At 32.3% G+C, this 18,838-nt stretch carries 21 protein-coding genes and 1 other annotated feature; of the genes, 13 read left to right on the plus strand and 8 right to left on the minus strand.

Features of this window, described 5'->3' with window-relative positions:
* Positions 1 to 147 precede the first annotated feature (147 nt).
* The 4 genes from ACZ5N4_RS05650 (at position 148) to ACZ5N4_RS05665 (ending at position 5,280) form a co-directional block, all read left to right on the plus strand.
* Complete coding sequence (locus ACZ5N4_RS05650) at positions 148 to 1,464, plus strand: aspartate kinase (protein WP_464207937.1); 1,317 nt, start codon at positions 148 to 150, stop codon at positions 1,462 to 1,464.
* 101 nt (positions 1,465 to 1,565) lie between these two features.
* On the plus strand, positions 1,566 to 2,849 hold the full coding sequence (locus tag ACZ5N4_RS05655; protein WP_464207939.1) for a homoserine dehydrogenase: 1,284 nt from the start codon (positions 1,566 to 1,568) through the stop codon (positions 2,847 to 2,849).
* An 86-nt stretch (positions 2,850 to 2,935) separates the two neighbouring features.
* Positions 2,936 to 3,212, plus strand: a binding site (T-box leader).
* A gap of 149 nt (positions 3,213 to 3,361) precedes the next feature.
* Positions 3,362 to 4,594 carry a threonine ammonia-lyase gene (ilvA, locus tag ACZ5N4_RS05660; protein ID WP_464207941.1) on the plus strand — a complete coding sequence of 411 codons (1,233 nt, stop codon included), beginning with the start codon at positions 3,362 to 3,364 and terminating at the stop codon, positions 4,592 to 4,594.
* Between the two features lie 245 nt (positions 4,595 to 4,839).
* A complete protein-coding gene (locus ACZ5N4_RS05665; RefSeq protein ID WP_464207943.1) occupies positions 4,840 to 5,280 on the plus strand; it encodes a GNAT family N-acetyltransferase in 441 nt (146 codons plus the stop codon).
* A gap of 103 nt (positions 5,281 to 5,383) precedes the next feature.
* Here ACZ5N4_RS05665 and ACZ5N4_RS05670 read toward each other — a convergent pair whose 3' ends face one another.
* Positions 5,384 to 7,852, minus strand: a complete 2,469-nt coding sequence (locus ACZ5N4_RS05670; RefSeq protein WP_464207945.1) for a heavy metal translocating P-type ATPase — start codon at positions 7,850 to 7,852, stop codon at positions 5,384 to 5,386.
* A gap of 24 nt (positions 7,853 to 7,876) precedes the next feature.
* The gene (locus ACZ5N4_RS05675) at positions 7,877 to 8,245 is read right to left on the minus strand and encodes an ArsR/SmtB family transcription factor (RefSeq protein WP_464207947.1); all 369 of its coding nucleotides are present in this window, start codon (positions 8,243 to 8,245) and stop codon (positions 7,877 to 7,879) included.
* A 191-nt stretch (positions 8,246 to 8,436) separates the two neighbouring features.
* On the opposite strand from ACZ5N4_RS05675, the gene ACZ5N4_RS05680 reads away from it, so the two are divergent.
* The gene (locus tag ACZ5N4_RS05680; protein WP_464207949.1) at positions 8,437 to 8,607 is read left to right on the plus strand and encodes a hypothetical protein; all 171 of its coding nucleotides are present in this window, start codon (positions 8,437 to 8,439) and stop codon (positions 8,605 to 8,607) included.
* A gap of 213 nt (positions 8,608 to 8,820) precedes the next feature.
* Here ACZ5N4_RS05680 and ACZ5N4_RS05685 read toward each other — a convergent pair whose 3' ends face one another.
* The 3 genes from ACZ5N4_RS05685 to ACZ5N4_RS05695 are packed head-to-tail and all read right to left on the minus strand — an operon-like array spanning position 8,821 to position 11,104.
* Positions 8,821 to 9,339: a nitroreductase family protein gene (locus tag ACZ5N4_RS05685; RefSeq protein WP_464207951.1), complete on the minus strand. Its 519-nt coding sequence runs from the start codon at positions 9,337 to 9,339 to the stop codon at positions 8,821 to 8,823.
* A gap of 45 nt (positions 9,340 to 9,384) precedes the next feature.
* Entirely contained in the window at positions 9,385 to 10,038 is a 654-nt protein-coding gene (locus ACZ5N4_RS05690; RefSeq protein ID WP_464207953.1) for a flavodoxin family protein, read from the minus strand.
* A 49-nt stretch (positions 10,039 to 10,087) separates the two neighbouring features.
* The gene (locus tag ACZ5N4_RS05695; protein WP_464207955.1) at positions 10,088 to 11,104 is read right to left on the minus strand and encodes an oxidoreductase; all 1,017 of its coding nucleotides are present in this window, start codon (positions 11,102 to 11,104) and stop codon (positions 10,088 to 10,090) included.
* Positions 11,105 to 11,243: 139 nt separating this feature from the next.
* Here ACZ5N4_RS05695 and ACZ5N4_RS05700 point away from each other — a divergent pair, with 139 nt between their 5' ends.
* From ACZ5N4_RS05700 to ACZ5N4_RS05720, 5 genes are all read left to right on the plus strand, one after another.
* Complete coding sequence (locus ACZ5N4_RS05700; protein WP_464207956.1) at positions 11,244 to 11,579, plus strand: winged helix-turn-helix transcriptional regulator; 336 nt, start codon at positions 11,244 to 11,246, stop codon at positions 11,577 to 11,579.
* A gap of 48 nt (positions 11,580 to 11,627) precedes the next feature.
* Positions 11,628 to 11,882 carry a TfoX/Sxy family protein gene (locus ACZ5N4_RS05705; RefSeq protein ID WP_464207958.1) on the plus strand — a complete coding sequence of 85 codons (255 nt, stop codon included), beginning with the start codon at positions 11,628 to 11,630 and terminating at the stop codon, positions 11,880 to 11,882.
* A gap of 68 nt (positions 11,883 to 11,950) precedes the next feature.
* On the plus strand, positions 11,951 to 12,274 hold the full coding sequence (locus ACZ5N4_RS05710; RefSeq protein WP_464207960.1) for a hypothetical protein: 324 nt from the start codon (positions 11,951 to 11,953) through the stop codon (positions 12,272 to 12,274).
* Between the two features lie 46 nt (positions 12,275 to 12,320).
* Positions 12,321 to 12,725 (plus strand): VOC family protein, encoded by a 405-nt coding sequence (locus ACZ5N4_RS05715; RefSeq protein WP_464207962.1) that lies wholly within the window; start codon positions 12,321 to 12,323, stop codon positions 12,723 to 12,725.
* 154 nt (positions 12,726 to 12,879) lie between these two features.
* Entirely contained in the window at positions 12,880 to 13,068 is a 189-nt protein-coding gene (locus ACZ5N4_RS05720) for a hypothetical protein (RefSeq protein ID WP_464207964.1), read from the plus strand.
* A 395-nt stretch (positions 13,069 to 13,463) separates the two neighbouring features.
* Here ACZ5N4_RS05720 and ACZ5N4_RS05725 read toward each other — a convergent pair whose 3' ends face one another.
* The gene (locus ACZ5N4_RS05725) at positions 13,464 to 14,351 is read right to left on the minus strand and encodes a LysR family transcriptional regulator (protein ID WP_464207966.1); all 888 of its coding nucleotides are present in this window, start codon (positions 14,349 to 14,351) and stop codon (positions 13,464 to 13,466) included.
* A gap of 132 nt (positions 14,352 to 14,483) precedes the next feature.
* Here ACZ5N4_RS05725 and ACZ5N4_RS05730 point away from each other — a divergent pair, with 132 nt between their 5' ends.
* Positions 14,484 to 15,092 carry a lactate utilization protein gene (locus ACZ5N4_RS05730; protein WP_464207968.1) on the plus strand — a complete coding sequence of 203 codons (609 nt, stop codon included), beginning with the start codon at positions 14,484 to 14,486 and terminating at the stop codon, positions 15,090 to 15,092.
* 49 nt (positions 15,093 to 15,141) lie between these two features.
* Positions 15,142 to 15,477, plus strand: a complete 336-nt coding sequence (locus ACZ5N4_RS05735) for a cupin domain-containing protein (RefSeq protein WP_464207970.1) — start codon at positions 15,142 to 15,144, stop codon at positions 15,475 to 15,477.
* 203 nt (positions 15,478 to 15,680) lie between these two features.
* Here the strand turns inward: ACZ5N4_RS05735 and ACZ5N4_RS05740 are convergent, their stop codons facing one another.
* Positions 15,681 to 16,022, minus strand: coding sequence for a winged helix-turn-helix transcriptional regulator (locus ACZ5N4_RS05740; protein WP_464207971.1), 342 nt, complete (start codon positions 16,020 to 16,022; stop codon positions 15,681 to 15,683).
* 117 nt (positions 16,023 to 16,139) lie between these two features.
* Here ACZ5N4_RS05740 and ACZ5N4_RS05745 point away from each other — a divergent pair, with 117 nt between their 5' ends.
* Complete coding sequence (locus ACZ5N4_RS05745) at positions 16,140 to 16,685, plus strand: flavodoxin family protein (RefSeq protein WP_464207973.1); 546 nt, start codon at positions 16,140 to 16,142, stop codon at positions 16,683 to 16,685.
* 138 nt (positions 16,686 to 16,823) lie between these two features.
* Here ACZ5N4_RS05745 and ACZ5N4_RS05750 read toward each other — a convergent pair whose 3' ends face one another.
* Complete coding sequence (locus tag ACZ5N4_RS05750; RefSeq protein WP_464207975.1) at positions 16,824 to 18,713, minus strand: cell wall-binding repeat-containing protein; 1,890 nt, start codon at positions 18,711 to 18,713, stop codon at positions 16,824 to 16,826.
* Positions 18,714 to 18,838 lie beyond the last annotated feature (125 nt).

The following is an 18,838-nucleotide window of genomic DNA, read 5'->3' on the forward strand; positions in this document are numbered from 1 at the left end:
GTCAAGTTAAGAATTAAAAGTGAAAAGTTAAGAGTGAAGGAGTTTTTTTCTCCGAAAAATCTTAAATTTAGAGTGTATTGAAGCAAAGCTTCAAAAACTCTCAACTTTTAATTCTCAACTCTCAACTAGATAAATGGGGGGCTAAAAATGAATAATCTAATCGTAGCTAAGTTTGGAGGAAGCTCACTTGCTGATAGTGAGCAGTTTAGAAAAGTAAAGAACATAGTTTTAGAAAATGAAAAAAGAAGATATGTTGTGCCTTCAGCACCAGGTAAAAGGTTTAGTAAGGACTACAAAATTACAGATCTTTTATATTTGTGCCATGCACATGCTCAAAATAGTATATCTTTTGATGATGTTTTTAAGCATATAGAAGAGAGATATACTGGCCTAGCAAGGGAGCTTGAGATTAGGATAGATATAAAAAAGTATCTTGATGAAATAAAAAAGAAAATCGAAGATGGGGCTTCAGCAGATTATACAGCTAGTCGTGGAGAATATTTAAACGGATTAATTCTTGCTGACTATTTAGGCTATGAATTTGTAGATGCAGCAGAAATTATACGTTTTAAAAATTATGGCAGGATAGATTTTGAAGCTACACAAAAAGCTGTAGATGAAAAGATGTCAGCTGTGGAAAGAGCAGTTATACCAGGCTTTTATGGGGCAATGCCTGATGGAACTATAAAGACTTTCTCAAGAGGAGGTTCTGATGTAACTGGGGCAATAGTTGCAAGATGCTTAGGCGCAGAACTTTATGAAAACTGGACAGATGTTTCAGGCTTTTTAATGGCAGATCCAAATATTGTGGAAAATGCAAAGCCAATAGAAGTGGTAACTTATAAAGAACTTAGAGAACTCTCTTATATGGGGGCAAAAGTACTGCACGAGGAAAGTATATTTCCAATCAGAGACGTATGTATCCCTATAAATATAAAGAATACTAATAGACCGCAGGACAAAGGAACTCTAATTGTGGATGATGACAAGCCTATAAGCTACAGTGGAACTATCACTGGTATAGCAGGAAAAAAAGGCTTTACAGTTATAGCTGTACAAAAAATGCTTATGAATTCAGAACAAGGTTTCTGTAGAAAGCTTCTTTCCATATTGGAGAGTAATGGAGTATCCTTTGAAAATATGCCTTCTGGTATAGATTCTGTTTCCTTGGTTATAGAAGATACACAGCTTGGAGATAAGCTGGATAATATATTGGAGGAAATCAAAAGACAGTGTAATCCAGATTCTCTGGAGGTTTATCCTAACATGGCACTTGTAGCTACTGTAGGTAGAGGAATGGATAGAACGAAGGGAATATCCTCAAAGTTATTTAGAGGTCTTGCAGAGGGAGACGTAAATATAAGAATGATAAATCAAGGAGCAAGTGAAATAAATATAACTGTCGGTGTAGAAAATGAAGATTTTGAAAAAGCACTAAGGGGAATATATAAAGCATTCGCATAGTTTGGAGCTAGGTGTGAAAGTTAACTTATCCACCGGACTATGTTTCCAAGCTTCAGTCCATATATAAGATAGCTTATAACTAGAAAAGAGGGGGCAAAATTATGAAAAAGGTTAGAATAGCATTATTAGGTTTAGGAAATGTAGGTAAGGGCGTTTGGAATATATTAAATTCTAATAGAGAAGCCATAATGAAAAGATCAGGTTACGATATTGAGATAGCAAAGATATTGGTTAGAGATATAAATAAAAAGAGAACTGTAGATGTTCCAGAAGAACTTTTAACTACAAATGCTGATGAGATATTTAATGACGATAGCATAAAAATTGTGGTAGAGGTTATGGGAGGAATAGAGCCTGCAAAGGAGTATGTACTAAATGCTATAAGAAGAAAGATGCATGTGGTAACTGCTAATAAAATGCTTATTGCAACTAACGGTCAGCAAATCTTTAAAGAAGCAGAGGAAAATGGAGTTATTGTGAACTTTGAAGCTAGTGTAGCTGGTGGAATTCCTATAATCAATGGCATAAATGAAAGTTTAACTGCAAACAAAATACAAGAGGTTGTTGGTATAATAAATGGAACTACAAACTATATACTAACTAAAATGACTTTAGAAAATATGAGTTTTGAAGAAGCACTAAAGGAAGCACAGGAAAAGGGATATGCTGAGGCAGATCCAACCTCTGATGTAGAAGGTTATGATGCTGTTTATAAATTAGCCATTTTATCTACACTAGCCTTTGAAACAGAAGTAGACGTAAATGATATATATGCAGAGGGAATAACTAAAATAAAGGCTATTGATATTGAATATGGTAAAGAACTTGGATATGTTATAAAACTTCTGGCAATAGTTAAGGAAGTAAAGGGCAAGTTGGAGCTTAGAGTGCATCCTACAATGCTTCCAGCTATTCATCCTTTAGCAAATGTTAATGATTCCTTTAATGCTATTTTCATTAAAGGAGATGCTGTAGGAGACTTAATGCTCTATGGAAGAGGAGCGGGAGAACTGCCTACAGGTAGCGCTGTAGTTGGAGATATTATATCGGTTTTGAGAAACGATACTGAAGGATCAAATGTTTTAGTTAGGAATTACACAGATAAAGAAGTAGCTCCTGTAGAAAGTTTTAAATCTCAATATTATTTAAGAATTTCAGTAAAGGATCTTCCAGGAGTTTTGGGGAAAATTGCTACTATTCTTGGTAAAAATGAAGTAAGCATTTTATCCTTTATACAAAAGCCTAAAAAAGGAGAGTTTGTATATATAGTTATTGTTACCCATGAAACTCTTGAAGGTAATGTTAATAAGTCTTTAGAAAATATAAAGGAATTAGAAGAAGTAAATAAAGTTGAGAATGTAATTAGAATTGAAAATTTAAGTTAAAAAAGTTGTTGACAGATTTAAATAATTAAAATATAATTATTTAAAAATTATCAACTAAACATGTGAATAATTAATAATTTAATACTAAAAAGGCTGAGATGGAGAAAAAAGTATTCCTTATGTTAACTACAGAGAGCTAACATTAGGTGGAAGTTAGTGTTGATGTGAATATGCAATGATCACTCCGGAGCCCCCGAATTGAAAGACTTAGGTTAAGTAAATTAGGACGTTTACCAGCGATATATGGTTAGGGTTCATGATGAATAATATTTATTGTTCAGAGTCGACCTGATAAAGAGTGGCAATTAGTATATCTAATTGCAAATAAGGTGGTACCACGGAAGTTAATCTTTCGTCCTTATAAGTGTAAGAAAAATTATGCTTATGAGGATGAAAGATTTTTTTATTTTCAACAATAAGATAAGGAGGGCTATTTTTTATAAAATTGGGGCAAAACAAAATATTTTAAGTGAAAAATTAAGAATAATAGCAAGAAGGGAGATTTAAAAACCATGAAAGAAAGTTTGGCAGCAGATAGAGAATATTTGACTTTAAAGGATGTGCTAGAGGCTAGGGAGAGAATAAAGGATATATGTGTAAATACTAAATTGATATATAGTTCCGAGTTTAGTAGAGAAAGTGGAAATGAAGTTTATATAAAACCAGAAAATCTTCAGGTTACAGGGGCATTTAAGCTAAGAGGGGCACTGAACAAGGTAAGTAAGTTAAGCGAGGAGCAAAAAAGAAAAGGCTTAATAGCTTCATCCGCTGGAAATCACGCACAGGGAGTTGCTTATTCAGCAAGCAAACTCGGAATTAAGGCAACAATTGTTATGCCTGAAACTACGCCGTTAATAAAGGTACAAGCTACTAAAAGCTATGGTGTTGACGTAGTTCTAAAAGGAAAAGTTTATGATGAAGCTTATGAGGAAGCTAAGAGATTAGAAGAGGAAAATGGTTACACCTTTGTTCACCCTTTTAATGATGTGGATATAATGGCAGGACAGGGAACAATAGCACTTGAAGTTATAGAAGAATTGGAAGATGTGGACGCTATATTGGTGCCAATAGGAGGGGGCGGATTAATAAGCGGTATATCAGTAGCTGCTAAAGCTATTAATCCAAATATAAAAGTAATAGGAGTTCAGGCAGAAGGAGCAAACCCTATGAAGCTCTCCTTTGACAGCGGCAAGCTCACATATGTAGATACTGTAGACACCATTGCTGATGGAGCAGCAGTGAAAAAACCAGGAGATATTACTTTTGAAGTAATAAAAAAACATGTAGATCAAATTGTTACTGTAAGTGATCAAGAGCTTATGGAGGCCGTCTTCATTCTGTTAGAAAAACATAAACTCGTAGCAGAGGCAACAGGAGTAATGTCTTTAGCGGCTTTAAAGAGATTAGACTTTAAAGGTAAGAAGGTAGTTTCCTTAATAAGTGGAGGAAACATAGATGTAGTAACAATAGCATCACTTTTAAATCATGGACTGCTTTCACGAGGCAGAATATTCTGTTTCTCAGTTAAACTTCAAGATACACCAGGGCAATTACTTAAAATATCTAAGATTCTAGCTGAAAAAGGAGCCAATGTAATAAAGTTAGACCACAATCAATTTAAAGCTATTGATAGATTAAAACATGTTGTTTTAGAAGTTACAGTAGAAACTAATGGACACGAACATATAGAGGATATAGTTAAGGCTTTAAATGAAGAAGGATATAATGTAGACAAGGTATATTAGTCTTCAATCTGAACCAGTGCTTAAATAGCACTTATTCAGATTGGAGACAAAAGAGAAAGACTATTTTAATTATAGATTGTTACAAAAAACTATAGAATGTTTTTGTGGTAAAATAATTTAATAAGAGTATGAATGAGAGGTGTGGACAATGACCTTTTCAATAGAATGGTTGAAAACACGAAAAGTAATTTCTGATTATTTTGAGAGGAAGGTGATGTTATAATAACGAAAAAGGAGAATTTAATATGATAGAGTATAGAATAGCAAATATAAATGAAATAGACGAAGTTTTTGAAGTATGGAAAGAATCAGTAAAAGCTACACATGATTTTTTGAAAGAACAAGATTTTAATGAAATAAAACTACAATTGAGAGACTATCTAGATAAAGTTGTAATCGAAGTAGCTTATGATACAGAGCTAAAAAGTATACTGGGATTTGCAAATGTAAAAGACAACAATTTAAATATGTTGTTTTTACATCCAGATTCCATTGGAAGAGGAATTGGAAGCGGCTTATTTGATTATATGATGGAAAAGTACGACTTCTTATCACTAGATGTAAATAAGGACAATCCAAAGGCAAAAGACTTTTATTTACACAAAGGATTTAAAGTAGTATCTGAATCTCCAACAGATGATGATGGAAGACCTTATCCAATATTGCATATGGAAAAAGCACTATAAGAAACAAATAGAATGGAGCCTAATCATTTCAATGATGCGGCGAGTTTGAAGACAAATGGGAGAGACTATCAGATGTTCTGATAGTTCTCCTAACCAAATATAATTATATATTTTCTGTTTTCATAGCTCTCATAGAATTTAATACAGCAAGTAGTGTTACTCCAACATCACCAAACACTGCTTCCCACATAGTTCCCAAACCTAAGGCTACAAGAACTAATAAGATAAGTTTAATGCCTAAAGCAAAGAATATATTTTGCATTACTATAGTTCTTGTCTTCTTTGCTATTTTTATAGCTGAAGCAATCTTTGAAGGCTCATCAGTCATTATAACTACATCAGCAGCTTCAATTGCGGCATCAGAACCTACTCCACCCATTGCTATGCCTATATCGGCTCTTGCCAGAACTGGAGCATCATTTATTCCATCGCCTACAAATATTAGCTTACCTTTTGGCGATTTTTCTTTATCCAATAATTCTACTTTTTCAACCTTTTGATCTGGCAGCAGTTCAGAATGAACTTCATCTAATCCTAATTGTTCAGCAACTTTAGTCCCAACAGTTTTATTATCACCTGTTAACATTACTGTTTTCTTAATGCCAATAGACTTTAAAACTTTAATTGCTTTTGCTGAATCCTCTTTAACTTCGTCTGATATTACGATATATCCTGCGTATTCTTTATCTACAGCAACATGGACTACAGTACCTATAGTTTCAACTTGCTCATAAGCTATCTTTTCTTTAGTCATTAGTTTATAATTACCAGCTAATACTTCTTTACCTTTAACCACAACTTTTACGCCGTGCCCTGATATTTCTTCATAGTTTTCTAATGAGTCCTTAACTATTTCTTTACCATAAGCATTTAATATAGAAGTTGCTATTGGGTGATTAGAATAACTTTCTGCATAGGCTGCATAAGCTATAAGTTCATCTTTTGAGATGTTATTTTGTGATTTTACTTCAGTTACCTTAAATATGCCTTTTGTAAGTGTTCCTGTTTTATCAAAAACGACCACTTCAACATTGTTTAAAGCTTCTAAATAGTTACCACCTTTAACAAGTATTCCATTTTTTGAAGCTCCACCAATTCCTCCAAAGAAACCAAGTGGTATAGATATAACTAAAGCACAAGGACAAGATACTACTAAAAATGCTAGTGCTCTATATATCCATTGAGAGAAAGTAGCGCCTTCTATAAATAACGGTGGTAGTATAGCTAATGCTACTGCTGAGAAAACAACAGCGGGTGTATAGTATCTGGCGAATTTTGTTATAAAGTTCTCGGTTGGAGCTTTTTTGCTACTTGCATTTTGAACTAAATCTAGTATCTTTGCGATAGTAGAATCTCCAAATTCCTTTTCTACTTCAATTGTTAAAAGTCCATTTTTGTTAATAACTCCACCTAAGATATTATCTCCTACACCTACTTCTCTAGGAACTGACTCGCCAGTTAGAGCAGAAGTGTCTAGCATTGAATTTCCATCAATTACTTTACCATCTAATGGAACTCTTTCTCCAGGTTTTACTACTATAATATTACCTACAGTAACTTCTTCTGGTGACACTTTTTTAAGATCGCCACCTATCTTTAAGTTAGCAAAATCAGGTCTTATATCCATAAGAGCTGTAATAGATTTTCTTGAACGATTAACTGCTATCCCTTGAAATATTTCTCCTAATTGATAGAAAAGCATAACAGCTACACCTTCTGGATACTGTCCAATAGCAAAAGCACCAATAGTTGCTATACTCATAAGAAAGTTTTCATCAAACACTTGTCCTCTGCGTATATTTTTTAATGCTCTTAACACTACTTCTCCACCTACAAGTGCATAGCTTATTAGGTAGAGTATTAGTTCTATAGAATTTGAAAACTTTATAGCTGTTGCTATTCCAAAAATTGTAGCACCAACAACTAACCTAATTATTTCTCTTTTATTGCTTTCACCATGTTCATGTCCATGATCATGAGCTTTATTTTCTGATGTCTTGCTTTTATTTTCAAGTTCAATTACTTTAACATCAGGTTCTATTCTTTTAACTATTTCCTTTACTCTTTCTATAATATCATTTTGCTTCGATAGGTTGTCTATTTCCAAGATAAGCTTTGTAGATATAAAATCCACTACAGCTAATTTTACACCATCTATATTATTTGATTCTCTTTCTATCTTTGCAGCACAATTGCCACAACATAAACCTTCAAGTAGTATTTCTTTTTTCAAAACTTTTTCTGATTGTTTTTCTTTTATTTTTACATGAGATTCTATTTTTTGAATTTCCTCGGATGTTGCTGCAATTAATTCTTGTACTCTATTTATTTCTTCAATTTCTAAAGTCAGAGTTTTAGTTAGGAAGTTTACATTAGCTGAACTTATTCCTTTAATTTTACTAACCTTTCCCTCTATCTTAGATGCGCAGTGAGCACAATCTAATCCTTGAAGAATAAACTCCTTTTTAATATTTTTAAATTTCTGTGATTTAACATTAGTATTCTTTTTGCCAATATCTTTAGCTGATAAATTTAAAGTATTTTTACTAATCTTTTTAATTGTTTTGTTCATAGTTTTTATCCCCCCAATAGTAGTTTAGTTTTTTTCAGATATATGAATTAGGCCTTGGTCAAATATACTTTTAACGTGTTCGTCTTCTAAAGAATAATAGACTACTTTGCCTTCTTTTCTATACTTTACAAGTCTTGCTTGTTTCAAAACCCTTAGCTGGTGTGAAATAGATGATTGGGTCATTCCTAGTAGTGCGGCTATATCACAAACACACATTTCAGCTTGAAACAAGGCACATAATATCTTTATCCTTGTTGTATCACCAAATATCTTAAATAAATCAGCTAAGTCATAAAGTATTTCCTCTTGAGGTATACATTCTTTGACTTTAATAACTACATCCTCGTGAATTATTGTACAGTTACAATTTTCAATATTATTTCTATCTTTCATAATTTACTGCCTCACTATTCAAATACATGAACATATGAATAATGATTCATATGTTCATGTATTCATTATATGCAAACATTCTAATTTTGTCAATTAAATAAGAAAATTTTTCATAAAAAAGAACAGTCCGTTTTTTTATGAAACGTTGAGGAAGAAAATTTAAAGGGATTACGTTAAGATTTATTGGAGGTTTGATACTTGCAATTGTGTGCTTTGATTTATTACCTGAACCTTTTGAAGCTGGAAGCATTTACATAGCTATGGTAGGGATTACTCGTGATACGTGGAAAGGAGGAATGTCTACGATAGGGAATGTAATAAATATGATTGTTGGAATGTTAATAGTATCATTTTTAGACTAATAAAAAAACTCCTATTAACTTTTTATTGAGTCTAATAGAAGTTTTGCTTATAAATTTAAACAATAAAAGTCTATCAAAATTCTAATTGATAGTTTTTTCAAATTTATAATTAATTATATTTTACTATAAAAAAGACCATAGACATTGACTTATAAGGTTTCGTCTACAGTCTAACCAGTGCTTAAATAGCACTGGTCTATTAATTAAATTAAATTAAAAATGGTTATAAGAAACAGTTTCTGAAATATCTTTTCTTTTTGTATGATTAGGATGAGGTTTTGCATCTTTACTTGGATAGCCTACTGGGAAAAGGCATACTGGTTCAAGATTTGATGGTATATTAAAAGCGTTACGAATAGCAGCTGGATCAAAATGACCAACCCATGTTGTACCCAATCCAAGTTCAGCAGCTTGCAGCATTATATGTGTAGCAACAATACTTGCATCAATGTCAGTATGGACTTTTCCATCATAAGTACGCTTCCATGCTTCATCTTTGTTAGCACATACGAGTAAAGCCATAGGTGCATTAAAGTGATAAACTGTACAATCTTTTAGTTTAGCAAGTGCCTCATCACTTTCAATTACTAAGATTCTTTGAGGTTGATAATTTACAGCAGTAGGGGCTAATTGTCCAGCTTTCAAAATTAAATCTAACTTTTCTTGTTCAACTTTTTTAGTATCAAAACTTCTTAAAGAATATCTTTCCTTTGATAATTCTATAAAATTCATATATAAATACCTCTCTTTTATATGTTATTTGTAATATAGTAGGTTCTATATAATAGTTTGCTTAGCAAATTTTACTCCCATATCAAAAGCCTTTTGACAGTCTTTAGGGAATTGTTCTTTTCTAACTTTTGCTTTTTCCTTTTCATCAAATGCTGTTACAACATATTTTGAATAATCATCAAACTGGTATGTGTCGTTGACAATTAATGATTCAGAAGAACCAAAGAGTCTTTTCATAACCATCTCTGAAGATTTAAAATCTTGTTCATATCCTAAATCTTTCATTCGTTCATTAGTTACATTCATAGTATAAATGAATCCAGTTGATATTTTTTTACTAAAAAGGCTTGAATAATCAGTATCATAAACTAAATATTGAAACATGAACCTTTCTAAAAAAGATCTCATAGCTCCAGTAACTGATGCAAAGTATATTGGAGATCCAAGAATAATGGCATCAGCCTTTGCAGCCTTTTCAAGTATAGGTGTTAAATCATCTTTTAAAGCACACTTACCATAACTTTTGCCATTTTTCATTTTGCAAGCAAAACAACTAATACAACCTTTATAATTTTGGTCGTAAAGATGGATAAGCTCTGTTTCAGCTCCTTGTGAAGCTGCTCCTTCAAGTGCTTTATTAAGAAGAATAGCAGTATTCTTGTCTTTTCTAGGGCTTCCGTTAATTGCTAGTACTTTCATTAATTATACCTCCATGTTTGCTATTTTATTAAAATCAAAATAAATTATCTTATGATTCTTCACGTACTTTTGTTTTAATCTGTACTGGACATTTCTCGCCATTTATAAACCACTGACAATTTTTACATCTAAGACAGGACTTATAATCTGAGTTTTCCATAGACTTTATCATAAAATGGGAGTCTGCGAGAAATGGAGTTCCATAGGCTACAAAATCGCACAACTTGTTTTCAATTAAGTAATTACCCCTGTTTAATGTTCTTATATCATTTACAACGGTAACAGGAATATTTACATTTCTTTTAATTTGGCAACCAGTATAGACGACTTCATTAAACTGAAAATCTTTGGGAAGTTCAAGATTCCTGTCACTAGGTATTCCAGAAGAAATATGAAGCATTTCTATACCTATATTTTCTAAAGCATGAGCAGTTTCGATATCGGTGTTCAAACAATCATTCCATCCCAATCGATAAGAGATGATAAAATTATCGTCAGCAAATTCTTTTATTCCCTCAACGATTTTTTTTACTAAAGATAATCTTTCATTTATATCTCCACCATATTGATCTTTACGATTGTTTGAAAGGGGAGATGCAACCATATTGAGAAAAAAACCATGTGCACCATGTAGCTCAATACCATCACAATCAGCTTTTTTACAGATTTTAGCGGCATTAATAAATTCATTTTGTATTTTTAAAATATCTTCTTCTGTTAAGTTATTAATAGTATCACCATTTTGATAACCGATGCTAGGATAGGCAATCTGTGCAAAAAATTTTGTTCCATTATCATGACAAGTTTTTGCTATTGTGCTTAGATAATCTATATGTGAATCTGAACATGCACCTGCTCTACCATCTAATGTTTTTCTAGCTGTTACTGAAAGCGACTGAGAAATAATAAGTCCAATTCCAGTATCTGCTCTTTTTAAATAATGCTGCAGCATTTCTTCTCCCATAATCCCGGATTCACTCTGCAATCCGAAAGGAACCATAGGAGCCATAACCACTTTATTTTTAAATCGGATGTTTTTAACTTTAATTGGATTTAAAATTTCCATTATGATTTCATCTCCCTATAAATTTATGTGTAATATTTGGTATTTATTTTCTTTACATTTTTTATTATAATAACTTTGAAGCAAAAAGAAAGTATGCACTTTTTTGTAGCATACTTACCGTTAGGAGAGTGTAACTTAGATGAATACATTATGTCGTAGTAAACAAGCCCCTTTTGAATATACCCTTGCTATTATTAGTGGTAAATGGAAAATGAAAATAATCTATGAATTGGCTTGTGAATGTACATTACGGTACGGCGAACTAAAACGAAATATACCTTATATTACGCATAAAATGTTAAGTGGTCAACTCAGAGAATTAGAGAATGATGGAATTGTTACACGTAAGGAATATCCTCAAATTCCTCCCAAAGTAGAGTATTCTTTGTCTGAAAAAGGTCTGTCGCTAGTTCCTATAATTAATGAAATGTGCAAATGGGGTAAAAAACATAAAGAAAACAATAGTATAATATGATGAAGTATATAATTGTGTGCATATGCAAATAAATGGAGGGATGATGTTATGGGAGAATTGTCTACCTTGCCCAATATTGGAAAAACAGTTGAACAACAACTAAATGAGGTTGGAATAGAAACGATAAAACAATTAGTTGAGATTGGAAGTAAACAAGCTTGGTTGAGAATAAGAAGTATCGATGACTCGGCGTGCATAAATAGGTTATATGCTTTGGAAGGCGCAGTAGAGGGAATTCGATGGCATAATCTTTCAGAAGAAGTAAAAGCCGAGCTAAAAGAGTTTTATAATGCTTTTAAATGATTGATAGAAATATTTTAAGATGTAAATACATAAGCCAAAATTAATTAATATTCTTGGAGGTAATTTTTATGGAATGTGTTGAGATTAGTCAAGAGAAAAAAGAAAAATATCTTGAAATGGTAAAAGAATGTAGAGAAATGATAAAAACGGAAAAGTATAGACATTGTACATGTCCTAAAATAAAGTGTGAGTGGCATGGAAAGTGTTTTGAATGTGTACTTTTACATAGAGTTAATCAAGACCATGTGCCTAGTTGTTTACAACCGATGCTTCGTAACAAAATCAAAGAACTTGCAAAAGTAGCAGAAATGATTACTGAACCAAAAACCTTGACCCCAGGAGAATATTGGGATTATGTAAATGAGGTGTGTCCTAACAAGGATGACAAATAAATACGAAACAATATTTTGCAATTAAGTTACTTAAGGAGACGTTATTATGAGTATAAAAATGATGCACCATGTATGTATTCAAACAAAAAAATATGAGGAATCACTTGAATTTTATACTAAAATTTTAGGATTTGAATTAGTTACAGAAACTGCAAATTTTCATAAAAGAGATTTTAATACATGGTTAAGATTAGGAACATTCATGATTGAATTACAGACCGGTAAAAAGGGAGATGAATTAAAAAATTGGAGTCCATTAAATGAAGGAATAGTACATATGTGTTTTTTAGTGGATAATGTTCAACAAGAATTTGATAGAATAAAAAAATTAGGATATACAAATTTTAAGATTAAAAATGGAGAGATAGTGTATAAAGTTGAAGGTGGATATTTATTTAAAATTAAAGCACCAGAAGGTACAGAAATTGAAATAAGAGATTTACCGATATAGAGATTCAAATTATTATTGATCCTAAGAAATTAAAAATAACACAATAACGGAAGTAAAAAGATATAATATTAAAAGTTATATGTATTTTTAGATATATATTAGGACAAATTATATATGAAAATTTAAATACAGCAATTTTGTGTGAGGTATTATTATGATTGATAAAGAGACAGAGATAGATATGGAACTAGGAAGACATGTAAAGAAACCTAATGAACAGCAATATGAAATAGCTAAGCAGCTAGATACCATGTTGGCTTATGGTTCTGTTAATTTAGGATTAAATGATATAAAGAGAGAAAATTATTCAGAGGAAAGAATAAAGGAAGATTTAAAAAAATAAATTTGAAAAGTTTAGGAATATTAATAGCAGAAAATTGTGCTCTGGAAGCCTTTAAGGCCCAGAGTTTTTTATTTTTATGATGATAGACTATTTAACATTGTAAGTTGTAATATGTAGATGATTGTTATAACATAAATATAAGGATTAATTTTACAATTACTTTATAAGGTATTAAGCTCATACTTGTAAAATATTATGACTTAAAGTTCTTCATCCAGCTTGGATTTGCAGTAACCCCGGTCTGTGGTAAACTCTCGAGGAGCCTTGCCAAATATTTTCTTACGCCTTCGTATAACGGCCCGCATCCGTAGAGCGGGCTATATTGCATTCTATTACCGTGGGATTTACCATAAGGCGTTTATTCTTTACAACGCCAAGTTCCTTTAGTCGAGATATTAATGATTCATTGTTTCTTTTGCCAGATCCAGGAAAGCCTTTAATGCCGGTGAAACCCACTTGTCTTTGTGATAAAGCATTTGTGTTACCAAGTCAAAACTAGTTCCCGCCCAATCAAGTTCAACTAACAGATTCCTGTTCAATTCATCTTCAACTGCAATTCGAGGAAGCAAAGTTATTCCTATACCACTTATGGTAAGTTGTTTAATAGCCTGGATACTGCCAGCTTCCATAATATACTTAGGAAAAACCCCAGCCTCTTCTAAGTTTTTCTCAAAAGTGCTACGATAGCTGCAACCCCTTTGTGAAAGGATTACAGTGTATGGGGTTATATCTTCAGGAGAAATATGATGTTTGAAAGAAAGCGAGTGCCCTGGAATTGCCAGCAAAGCCGCAGGTTCTGGAAATTCAAGGTCTGAAATGAATTCGGAAGTACATATTTTCGAGCTAATTACAAAAGCCACATCAATTTCATTTTCTCTTAATAATGTTTGTGATTCATTACAACTTGCCATTTTTAGAATTATTTTAACTGCAGGATATCGCTGGTGGAATTCCTTGAAAAGAAGAGGCAACCTTAAGGTACAGAGTGATTCGCTTGCTCCGATAGTTATGGTTCCTTCTAGTTCATTAGATGCAGTTATGGAGTTTTTCGCTTCATCGTAAAGTTTAATTATCTGTTTGGAGTAGGCCAGAAGTTTCTCCCCCTCGTGAGTCAAAAATATATTTTTTCCTATTCGGTCAAATAAGTGAACTTCTAATTCTTTTTCCAACAATTGTATTTGGGAGGTTACAGAGGACTGTGAATAGCCTAGGTAGGCTGCAGCTTTTGTAAAATTATTAAATTTAGCTACGGTAACAAATGTGTTTAATTGACGTAATTCCATTACTTCACCTCATCATCAATCGTATTTATCGATTGTTATCATTAATATCATTAATTTTACTAATTAATATCTCCATGATAGCATAAGATATATAAATTGCAAATATATCATCGTATTAAGAGGAGGGTTTATATGAATAAGTTAATACATGTTGCCGAACAGTTTGAGAAGAGAGGAATCAGTGCAAGGGTATTTCCAAGTCGTTCAGAAGCACTTATTGCATTGCTAGAGACGATTAAAGATGATCAGACGACGGCTTTTGGCGGCTCAATGACTCTTCAAGAATTAGGAGCATATGAAGCCCTAATGAACAGTGGAAAACACGTACTTTGGCACTGGCGAGCTTCCGATGAGAAATTACCGAAACTGATGAAAGATGCCATGAATTCGGATGTATATGTTTCCAGCAGCAACGCAGTCATTGAAGATGGCAGATTATTGAATATTGATGGAACAGGAAATCGAACAGCATCCATATTCTTTGGGCCTCCCCGAGTGATCATTATCGCTGGGAAAAACAAACTTGCACCGGATTATTCTTCCGCTCTGGAACGAATCAAGACTGTAGCATGTCCCAAAAATGCTGAACGATTGAACCGAAATCTGCCTTGTCGCATTACTGGTAAATGTCAGGACTGTCGTAGTCCGGAACGTATGTGCCAAGTGTCAGTACTGATTGAAAATAATTTAAACCAGAGATCTTTGGAGGTTTGGTTGGTGAACGAAGAACTTGGATTTTAACGGTTCACACATGCGATTGTGTATTCATAAACTTAAAGGAGGTAGTGCCATGGATAAAGTCAATATACGTAAAGAACTTGCATCTATTAATGAACACTGGTCTCAGAAAATAATCGGCGAGGCCAATGGGCAATTGTTTAAACTTGCTAAAGGAATAGGTGAAACAAAATGGCATATGCATGAGGATCAAGATGAATTATTTATTCTTTACAAAGGTCAATTGACCATACAACTGAGAGATAAAAACATTGAGCTGTTTGAAGATGAAATGTTTGTTGTTCCCAAGGGAGTAGAACATTGTCCCAAAGCTCTTGAAGAAGTAGAATTTTTGATTGTTGGGTTAAACATTACCTCAAATGAAGCGGGTGGAAAACCAAATCTATAAATATATAAGTATCCATCAAAAGTAGCCCATATAGGCAATCAAATAGTGATATGAGATAATGCATCAAAGATACTTTCAATGCGTTATAGGTCAATAATCAATAGAAGAAGGGATATTTCAAAACTAAGTAATTAGTTGAGAAACAATCCTTCTTTTTTGTTATTACAATGCACTCCAGTTATGAGATATGAGAAACATTTAGGCTATAAACGATTTTTCCCACCCCAAGCACACATCATATCTAAAATAGGTATGAGTGATTTTCCACGTTCTGATAAACTATATTCAACTTTAGGTGGAATTTGAGGATATTCTTCCCGTATTATTAATTGGTCATCTTCCATTTCTTTAAGTGTTTTACTTAAGGCTTTAAATGAGATTGTGCCAATAGAACGTTGAAGCTCATTAAATCTCATAACTGACTTATATTCAGCAAGCCAATACATGATAATCATTTTATATTTACCATTTATAAGTGATAATGTATATCCAAAATCAGTATCTTTTATATTTACACCAGTTGAATTGCAGCTTTCCTTGGACATTTTTACACTTCCCTTCAAGCTAGTACATAACCTTAATGTGCGTACTTTACTAATATTATATTGTAAATTATACTCTAATTGTTGTCAATTATAATAATTTGAAAGGATTAATGAACTATGAAAAAAAATATTTTAGTATTAAATGGTAGCCCAAGAGTTAGAGGTAATAGTGATTTATTGGCTGATGCCTTTATAAAAGGAGCAACCGAAGCAGGACACGAAGTAGTAAAATGTGATGTTTGTAAAAAAAATATTAAGGGGTGTATAGCTTGTAATACTTGCTATAGTAAAGAAACACCTTGCTCATTCAATTGTGACTTTAATAATATTGCCCCTCTTATAGAAAAAGCAGATGTAATCGTTTTTGCAACACCACTATACTGGTATACGTTTCCGTCTCAACTTAAGACAATCATTGATAAAATGTATTCATTTATAATTGGAGAAAAGAAACTAAATATAAAAGAGAGTATGCTTCTGATTTGTGGAGAAGAAAATAATGAATCTGCCTTTGACGGTATTATTACCACATATAAACTGATTTGCTCTTATCAAAAATGGACAGATAGAGGTCAGTTAGTTGTTCCAGGGGTACTCAATAAAGGAGATATATTATCTACTGACTATCTTATTCGTGCAGAAAAAATGGGCAGTAATATTTAGTAGCTAAAGAATTAGTTGTAACTGAGAAAAATGGAATTAACACCTCAAAATTTAAAAGATTATATGATTGGATAATAAAAACCTATGCTAAAATTTAATTAAAGCATAGGTTTTTTATTTTACTAATTCCTCTTATTATTATCTATATTTAGGATCTATAATGCTATTTTCAGAACCATTTGTTTTAACTTTACACTTATATGTAAAATAATCGTCACCTGGAGTATGAACATCACATTCATAGTAAATCCAATCTCCTACAATGGTAGGGAAAAATATACTGCGTGTTCCGGGAGTGAGTTTAAATGCGTTAACATCTGCTACTTTAACATTACCGCTACCATCTGATTTTATTTTATATAAATTATCTTCTCCCATCGTATAATAAATCCAATCACCTGAAACATTAAAGGTTACACCATTGTTATGATTATTAACAATACAAACAACATCTGAATTATCAGGTTTCATTCTATAAACTCCACCATTTACTGAGTAATATATAAAACCATTGTCGATAATCATTTGTTGAACAGCCTCATCACGTACTTTTATTTTATTTGAACCATCAAGTTTCATCTTATATATCTCATTATTATCTGAAACATTTATATAATAAATCCAATCACCAGATATATTTAAGCTAAGCATATTATTGTCTAGTTTTTCATTTAAAGTAGTTTTTTCTGAACCATCAATATTTACTTTACATAAACTATTACGATCGGTTGACGTATAGTAAACTGTATTACCAATAACAGCTAGAAGGAATCCCTGGTCTATTTTTGTTTTACTTGTTCCATCAATTTTTATCTTATTTATGTCATAGCCTTCATTATAATAAATCCATTCTCCTAAAACATTTATATCTGATATTCTAGAGGGAGATGCAGCATCTTCTTGAATATCAATTAATTTTATAGTAGAACTTCCATCATCCTTAGATTTATACAATCGGCCATATCCGTCCGTATAGTAAATCCACTGACCTTCTTTTGCTGCTATTCCTCCAAATGATAAGTTACCATTAGTATTGCCTTGAGTATTGCCTGGAGCATTACCTGTAACGTATAATATATTATCTATTTGTTCATTTGGCATTACTGCATTTCCACCGAGTATATTAATATTGGAATTTGAAGTTATATTTGAACGCATAAAGTCTTTAGTTGCTTGTCCAACATGATCGCTTAATAATAAAACACAAGTAGAATCTTTTGCTGCTATAGCTGAACCTGCTAAAGCATCAGGGAAATTCTCACCATTAGCTATATAAATTTTATTAAAATTCAATTCATTTTCAAACCTTTTTAATACTGCAATATTGGTATCATATTTGTTACTTCCCCATATTCTTTCGCTGTTAGGAAAGCTACTTGCAATTTTATCGTTTACTACATCATTTTCACCTATAATATAACTTTTGCTTATTTTATTGTCTTTTATGTACTTAGCTACAACATTAGGTAAAGTGTTTGATGGAGTAAGTATAACTGGCATAGACTTTTGGGCTGCAATAGGTGATATAGATAAAGCGTCAGGAAAATTTTCGCCATTTGCTACTGCAACTTGACCATTAAAGCCTAATTGCTCTGCAATCTTAATTGAAGTTTCATATCTATCTTGTCCCCAAAGTCTTGTAGTTTTAATGTTAAGTTTTTCAAGCTTATTTTTAACAGTATCAGGTACTACTGCTGAACCGCCAATAATAAATACTTGCTTTACCCCTAATCTTTTTAACTCGTTTTCAACTCTGATGTCTAAGGTAGCACCTGGATTTAATAGTATAGGTGCATTATATTTTTTAGCAAGTGGAGCGGCACTAAGGGCATCAGGAAAGTTTTCACCATTAGCTAACACAGCATATTCTGAACCATTAGTCCAACCATTTTTAGAAACTTCAATAGCAGTAGCATACCTATCATTACCCCAGATACGCTGAGTATTGTTTGAAGCTAATACTTTAGTTGATAGAGAAAAAGTTATGCCTATAGCACACAGCATAAGTATTAATTTGCTTTTAATCATTTTAGTTCCTCCGATGTTAGTAAGCTTTTTGAAATATTGTATATTCTAGCACTATTATAATACAAAAAAGGTTATTTCGGAATAATTTGGTAGTAAAATTTTTATTTTTTGTAGATAAGAAACGT

Source organism: Clostridium nitrophenolicum (genome assembly GCF_055391695.1).